The organism is Thermostichus sp. MS-CIW-15 (assembly GCF_054060575.1).
This window is the reverse complement of record NZ_JBSSDI010000059.1, coordinates 1-7,457: the sequence shown is the minus strand read 5'-3', so window position 1 is coordinate 7,457 and position 7,457 is coordinate 1. Positions and strand designations below refer to the sequence as shown.

7 protein-coding genes are annotated in these 7,457 nt (G+C 57.6%); all 7 read left to right on the top strand.

All coding sequences use genetic code 11. From position 1 onward, the window contains the following. The first annotated feature begins 592 nt into the window (after positions 1-592). Entirely contained in the window at positions 593-1,621 is a 1,029-nt protein-coding gene (locus tag ACVW0R_RS13255; RefSeq protein ID WP_414389483.1) for a BMP family protein, read from the top strand. After that, positions 1,593-3,155, top strand: a complete 1,563-nt coding sequence (locus ACVW0R_RS13250; protein WP_457502188.1) for an ABC transporter ATP-binding protein — start codon at positions 1,593-1,595, stop codon at positions 3,153-3,155. The genes ACVW0R_RS13255 and ACVW0R_RS13250 overlap by 29 nt, the downstream gene beginning before the upstream one ends. Beyond that, positions 3,145-4,194, top strand: a complete 1,050-nt coding sequence (locus tag ACVW0R_RS13245) for an ABC transporter permease (protein ID WP_457502187.1) — start codon at positions 3,145-3,147, stop codon at positions 4,192-4,194. The genes ACVW0R_RS13250 and ACVW0R_RS13245 overlap by 11 nt, the downstream gene beginning before the upstream one ends. Positions 4,195-4,200: 6 nt before the next feature. Then, the gene (locus ACVW0R_RS13240; protein ID WP_099812064.1) at positions 4,201-5,157 is read left to right on the top strand and encodes an ABC transporter permease; all 957 of its coding nucleotides are present in this window, start codon (positions 4,201-4,203) and stop codon (positions 5,155-5,157) included. A 66-nt stretch (positions 5,158-5,223) separates the two neighbouring features. After that, a complete protein-coding gene (locus tag ACVW0R_RS13235) occupies positions 5,224-5,346 on the top strand; it encodes a dual OB domain-containing protein (RefSeq protein ID WP_011430422.1) in 123 nt (40 codons plus the stop codon). Between the two features lie 151 nt (positions 5,347-5,497). After that, complete coding sequence (locus tag ACVW0R_RS13230; RefSeq protein WP_457502186.1) at positions 5,498-5,929, top strand: DUF488 domain-containing protein; 432 nt, start codon at positions 5,498-5,500, stop codon at positions 5,927-5,929. A 263-nt stretch (positions 5,930-6,192) separates the two neighbouring features. Then, positions 6,193-7,457 (top strand): GTPase HflX (gene hflX / locus ACVW0R_RS13225; RefSeq protein WP_457502185.1); only part of this gene is annotated, 1,265 nt, incomplete at its 3' end.

Sequence of the window (7,457 nt, the reverse complement as noted above, 5' to 3'; positions counted from 1 at the left end):
ACAACTCTTTGCCGCAAATCCAAAGAATGAGTCGGCATTCCTTTCTCTCCTTCCTCTTGAATACCTGTACCCTATTTTAAATTAAAAGGCTGTAAGTTGCTTTCCAGAGCCACAATGCGATCCCCCTGGATACCGATATCGATTCCCTTGCGGCCATCCGGCAAATTGGCCCGGCGCAAAATGAGATCCATATGTTGTGGCTATTTGTTTGAACTTAGGATGGAAAGAAGCAACTACAGTTGACTGAATGATAGGCCAAATCAGATAAAGATGTCTTAAATTACCTCAAAGCCCGAATTTAGGAAACCAGTTGATTGGGTTATTGCTCACTTTATAAAAGAGGGCTGTAGTCCCCAACAGCATCCGGTTGTGCAAGATATCAACCAAGTAGTCAGAGGGATAATCTATCGAGAGCTGATTTGAGAGGACTTGGCCCTTACATCCATTCCAACCGTCAGCGAAACTTCGTTGTCCATTACAAACAAGCTCCTTCTCAAAAAATTGTATTTCAGGATACATATTTTCAGGGATCTCCCCCTTAGGATAAGCCGAGCAGTAACCCGATCTCGAAGTAACCTCAACAGAAGCGACTATGGCACGTTTAGAACTCTCCCGGCGGGACTTCTGCCTGCGTTCTGGGGCTTTCGTGGCTGGCTTGATGGGGAGCCGCTGGTTGGTTCGCGATGCCGCGGTGGCTCAAGGAACCAAGCTGAAGGTGGCCGGGGTTTATACGGTTCCCATTGAGCAGCAGTGGGTGAGCCGGATCCATAAAGCGTTGATGGCTGCCCAGGAGCGGGGGGATATTGACTATACCTGGTCGGAGTCAGTTTCCAACACCGACTACCCACGGGTGCTGCGTCAGTATGCCGAGAGCGGCGTCCAACTGCTGGTGGGTGAGGTCTTCGGGGTGGAGCGGGAAGCGCGGGAAGTAGCCAAAGACTATCCCAAGGTCAGCTTTTTGATGGGATCCAGCCTCAAGCCGGATCCTGCCCTGAGCAATTTTGCCGTGTTTGACAACTACATCCACGAGCCTTCCTATTTGACGGGAATGGTGGCCGGGGGGCTGACCCGCTCCAAAATCATCGGCATGGTGGGGGGCTATCCCATTCCAGAAGTGAACCGCCTCATGAATGCTTTTATGGCAGGGGCGAGGGAACTGCAGCCGGAGGTGAAGTTTTTGGTCACCTTTATCGGCAGTTGGTTTGATCCCCCCAAAGCCAAAGAGGCGGCTTTTGCCCAAATTGATGCCGGCGCAGATATCCTCTATGCAGAGCGGTTTGGGGTATCTGATGCCGCTAAAGAGAGGGGCGTTTTGGCCATCGGCAATGTGATCGATACCCAGCCGGACTACCCGGAAACGGTGGTGGTCAGCGCCCTGTGGCACATGGAACCCACCATCGACAGAGCCATTGCCGCGGTGAAGGCCGGAGAGTTTAAGGCAGAGGACTACGGGATCTACAGTATGATGAAATATGGGGGATCCAGCCTCTCCGACTGGGGAACCTTCGCCGACAAGGTTCCGGCTGAACTGAAAGCTAAGGTGATGCAGAGGCAGGCAGAGATTCTGGCAGGGTCTTTTGTTGTAGCCATCGATGATAGCGAACCCAAGTCCACCCTCTGAAGCGCCTTTGGCTCTGAAGGTGGTGGGCATCACCAAGCGCTTTGGCGCTCTGCTGGCCAACGACCAGATCGATCTCGAACTGCGGGCCGGGGAGATTCTGGCCATCTTGGGGGAAAATGGGGCGGGCAAAACGACGCTGATGAATATCCTGTTTGGGCACTATGTTCCCGATCAGGGTCAGGTGTGGGTGTTTGGTCGGCCCCTCAAGCTGGGATCCCCGGCGGCTGCCCTGGCGGCAGGGATAGGCATGGTGCATCAGCATGTGGTCTTGGCCGATAATCTGTCGGTGCTGGACAACATTCTTCTGGGCACTCAGCCCCTGTGGCACCTGTGGTCTCGGCGGCGAGAGGGACGGCGGCGCATCCAAAAGCTAGCTGAGGAATTGGGGTTGGCCGTGGATCCCGATGCCCTGGTGGGATCCCTGACCTTAGGGGAGCGGCAGCGGGTGGAGATCCTCAAGGTGCTGTATCGAGGGGCGCGGATCCTGATTTTGGATGAGCCTACGGCGGTGTTGACCCCACCGGAAATTGAGCCGTTTTTTCACACCCTACGGCAGATGGCCGGTCGCGGGCTGGGGATCCTGCTGATTTCCCACAAGCTCCAGGAGGTGATGCGCATCAGTGACCGGGTGATGGTGCTGCGCTCAGGGCGGGTGGTGATGGCGGGCAAGACGGCTGAGATCCATCCCACAGCTCTGGCGGAAGCGATGGTGGGGCAGCGGTTGGCGGCGGTGGTCAAAGCCCCTTTGTCTCCGGGGGAGACGGTCTTAGAGTTGCAGCAGGTCTCCTGTCGGGCAGGGCAGCAGCATCTGGAGCAGGTTTCTCTGACGGTGCGGCGTCACGAAATCGTGGGTATTGCCGGGGTGGCGGGCAATGGGCAGGCCGTTCTGGCAGATCTGGTCTGTGGGGTGATCCGGCCCCACCAAGGTCATCTCCATCTGCATGGCCGAGTCCTGCGGCTGATCTCTCCTGCTGAGATGGTGCGGCAAGGCATGGCCCGGATCCCGGAAGACCGCCACAAGACCGGACTGATCGGTTCCCTTAGCCTGTGGGAGAATTGGGTGATCGAGCGCTATCGGGATCCCGAATTCTCGCGGTGGGGGATCCTGCGTCACCGCCAAATCTATCAGCAGGCCCACACCTGGCTACAGACCTACGATGTGCGGGGACTCCAGAGTGGGGATCCGCGGCAGGCGCTCCAGATGCCAGTGCAACTGCTGTCCGGCGGAAATATGCAAAAAGTGATCCTCTCGCGGGAGCTGTGTCGGGATCCCCAGGTAATTGTGGCTCACCAACCGACGCGGGGACTGGATCTGGGGGCTGTGGCTTACGTGCATGCCCAACTGCTGGCAGCAGCCCGAGCTGGAGCCGGGATCCTGCTCATTTCCGAAGACCTGGATGAATTGCTGAGTTTGGCCGATCGGGTGGCGGTGCTCTATCGCGGTCGGCTTTCCTCGGCAGTCCCGACCCAAACCACAACGGTGACCGCCTTGGGGTTGCGCATGGCCGGGCAGGAGGTGGCCGATGCGTGTTGAACCTCGTTCCACTGTGCCCCTTTGGCTGATCCTGAGCGCGCCGATGGCAGCCATTGTCCTGGCTTTCCTCTCCTGTAGCCTGCTGATCCTGTGGACGGGATCCCCGGTTTTGGCAGCCTATGGAGCTTTGCTGCGGGGAGCGGTGGGATCCCCCTTTGCCCTAAGCGAGACCTTGACTCGGGCCGTTCCTCTGATCCTGACGGGATTGGCGGTGGCGGTGTGTTTTCGGGCCAAGTTGTGGAACATCGGTGCGGAAGGCCAGTTTTATGGTGGGGCTCTGGCTGCCAGCCTCTTGGGCACCGCTGGGCTTTCGCTGCCGCGTCCATGGTTGGTGTTGGTGCTGCTGCTGGCGGGCTGGATTGCTGGAGGGCTGCTGCTGTGGATCCCGGCCTGGCTCAAGACCCAGTTCCAGGTGGACGAAGTGGTGACCACCTTGCTGCTCAATTTTGTCATTCTTCTCGGGATTAGCTATCTCCTGGAAGGCCCCCTCAAAGATCCTCTGGCTCTGGGTTGGCCCCAAGGTCGTGCCCTTGTGGATGCCGCCCTACTGCCGCGGCTGATCCCCCGCAGTCGTCTCCACGCTGGTTTAATCATCGCCCTGCTCGCTGCCCTGGGGGTGTGGGCCATAGAGCGGTTCACCGTTTGGGGCTTAGAAATGCGAGCCGTAGGCGCCAACCCAGAAGCGGCCAGGTTCCTCGGCATCCCAGTCCGGAGAGTTATTTTATATACCTCATTGTTGGGAGGTGGGCTGGCAGGCTTGGCGGGAGCTTGTGAACTCCTCGGGCTCAAGGGCTATCTCACCTTGGATTTATCCCCTGGCTTTGGCTACACCGGCATTGTTGTTGCCCTGTTGGCCCAACTGCATCCCTTGGGAGTGGTGGGGGCCGCAGTTTTCATTGCCGGGGTTTATGTGGGAGCCGATACCATGGGGCGTAGCTTGGGCGTTCCCACCTATCTTGCCGATGTCATTGTTGCTGCTGCCCTGCTGTGGATGTTGGTCTGCATGGGATTGGCCCGTTATCGTCTGCGCTGGGACTGAGCACCCGTGTCTGCACTCCTGAGTCTAATCAGCTTAATCAGCACCACCAGCTTCTGGGTGGCCACCCTGCGCATTGCCACTCCCTTGCTCTTTGGCACTTTGGGCGAAGTCCTCTGTGAGCGGGCCGGCGTTCTCAATCTGGGCATCGAAGGGATCATGACCCTGGGGGCCATGACCGGTTGGCTGGTGGTCTATCAGGGATCCGGATTGTGGTGGGGCGTAGCCTTTGCTGCCGTCCTCGGTGCAGGTGTGGGCTTGATTCACAGCCTGTTGACCGTCCGCCTTGGGGTTTCCCAGCACGTCACCGGCATTGGCATTACCCTCTTGACCATCAATGCCGCCTATTTTGTCTATCGCATGGCCCTGCCCCAGGTCACCTCTCCTCCCAAAATCGTCCCCTTCAGCCCTTGGCCGATCCCCGGTCTCTCCAGCCTGCCCTTTCTGGGAGAAACCCTGTTTACCCAGCCGCCCCTCACCTACCTCAGCCTTCTCCTGGTGCCCCTCATGGCCTACATCCTCTACCGAACTCCTCTGGGCCTGGCCGTGCGCATGGTTGGGGAAAATCCCCAAGCTGCCGCTTCCCAGGGGATCCCGGTCTATGCCGTTCGCACCGGGGCCGTGATGGTGGGCAGCGCTCTCATGGCAGTGGCCGGCGCTTTTTTAACCCTCTCTGCGTTCGATGCGTTTTTCTTCAATATCGTCAATGGACGGGGGTGGATTTGCATTGCCCTGGTGGTTTTTGCCGCTTGGGATCCCTGGCGAGCCTTAGGAGGAGCGTTGCTGTTTGCCGGGTTTGATGCTTTGCAATTGCGCCTTCAGCAGCTTTGGGGTAGCCGGATCCCCTATCAGTTTTTCTTAATGTTGCCCTATCTGCTCAGTATTGTGGCGTTGATTTTGGTCTCTCGCCATGCCAAAGCGCCCCGCGCCCTTTTGATCCCCTTTCGCCCTGAAGAACGGATTTGACTACTGGACTTTCAAGAAGCCGAAAATTACTCCCATTGAGCCTTTGCCCTTGCCCCAGAAGCCTGTATGTCTTACGCCAAGACGATTGTCTGTTTCGCCAACTCCAGAAAAATGGCCGGTCGCTGTATTGCCGGCAAGGAATGGCAGAACGGAGAGCCAGGGGAATGGATGCGTCTCATGAGGCTCTAGAATCTCGTCTTCTTGCCCTTTGCAAACTTCCAGAGGGGGACTTGTTTAGAAGTCGGGAAGAGTTTATAGCCGAAGCCTATCTCATTCAAGGCAGGCGTGTCGCCTATCGAGATGAGAAAATGTCAAAAAGTGATGAGCGGAGCGCGAGGCCATGAAGATATTTACAATAGGGTTCACGAAGAAAAGTGCAGAGCAATTTTTTAATCGCTTAAAACAGCCTGGTCTGGTTCGAGTTGTTGATACTCGACTTAATAACACCTCGCAACTGGCGGGATTCACGAAAAAGAATGACCTAGAGTTCTTCCTTCACGAGATCTGTAAGCTTGGATACATTCATTTGCCAGAATTGGCACCGACCCAAGAAATTCTTGATGGTTATAAAGCTAGTGGTGACTGGTCTAATTATGAGAGACAGTTTTTGTCGTTGATGGCCGAGCGTCGTATTGAAGATCAAGTGGATAAAAGTATTCTCGATGGAGGATGTCTGCTTTGTAGTGAAGCTACTCCTGAGCACTGTCATCGTAGGCTGGTTGCTGAATATTTGCACAGAAAATGGGGTGATGTTGAAATCGTGCATCTATAAAAACCAAGAGCTAGCACTACGGCTTTTTCCGATTTATGCAGCTACTCCGAGTTGCAGCAGGATTCCGGCAACACGGAGCGAAAGGGATGCCCAACCGATTTGGAAACTCTCTCACCGACAGCAAGCTCAATACAGGGATCCCCGCTTGGGCAGCTCCAACACTGGGCCAGTGTTTGCCGCCGTTGCTTTTGGATCCCAAGTTCCTGCTGTCAGCTAGCGTGTATGGTAGATGAAAGCTTGTTTTTGGGTCTTTCCCCGTCCCTATGCCCAGGGCTAGCACCGCTTGCCAGCAGACCGACCCCCGTTTCAGCTCTGCTATCGCTACGCGAGGCTTTCGCGAACAGGCCAAAGGGTTAAAGCCCCACCAACAAAAGCAACTGCAACGGCTTTACCAACTGCGCCTACCCCCCGACCGCTTGGTGACGGTGGAGTTTGCCCAACGGCTGGGATCCCTGACCCAAGAGTTGGAAGGCCGGCCCATCAGCGTTTACCTCAACCGGCGCGGCCAGGTGATCCGCGTAGGGGTGGGATCCCCTTTTGAAACCCAGATTCCCGCTTGGGAATTGCCCCGCCAGGGGGCCGAGCGCCTATCCGGGATCCGCTGCATCACCACCCAAATGGGGGAGGGGGGCCCCGGTCAAAAAGCGCTGACGGCCATGGCTTTGCAGCGTTTGGATGCCCTCATCACCCTTTCCGTGTCCAAGTCAGGAGGGCACCGACGCCGGGGAGGAGCGGCTACGGGCTTTGTTCACCGGGCATATCTGGCCCATCTGCTGCCGGAGGGAGAGCGCCGTTGGCAGGTTTCTGAGCCTTTGCCTTTGGGGATCCTGGCAGAACAGGATCTGCAGGAGCTGGTGGCGGAGCTAGAAGATGGCTTTCGGCGCCAAGTGACCGCCCGCCAGGTGGATCTGGATCAGGATCGGGCCATCCTGGTGGGGCTGCAGGAGTCCGGGCAGAGCTACGAGGATCTCATGGATGGGTTGGCGGAGCTGGGCCGCCTGGTGGAAAGCGCCGGCGGTCAGGTGCTGCAAGCCCTCTGGCAACGGCGGGAGGGACCCAACTCGGCCACGGTAATCGGCTCCGGTAAGGTGCAAGAGCTGGCGCTGCTGGTCCAGGATCTGGGCGCTAACTTGGTGGTGTTCGACCGGGAACTCACCCCCAGCCAGGTGCGCACCTTGGAAGAGGCGGTGGGGGTGCGGGTGGTGGATCGCAGCGAGGTGATCTTGGATATTTTTGCCCAGCGGGCCAGAACCCGGGCCGGAAAATTGCAGGTGGAGCTGGCGCAACTGCAGTATTTGCTGCCTCGCCTGGCCGGTCGCGGTCGCACCATGTCTCGGCTAGGTGGGGGCATCGGCACCCGTGGCCCTGGGGAAACCCAACTGGAAATGGAGCGGCGGGCCATCCAGCGGCGCATCAGCAAGCTGCGGCAAGAGTTGGACGAGTGGCTGTACAACGGCGGCCCCTACCAGCTGATTGTGCTGCACTTTTTGATTGGGGTGTTCTGCTACATGGGCCGGGAGTGGGAGCT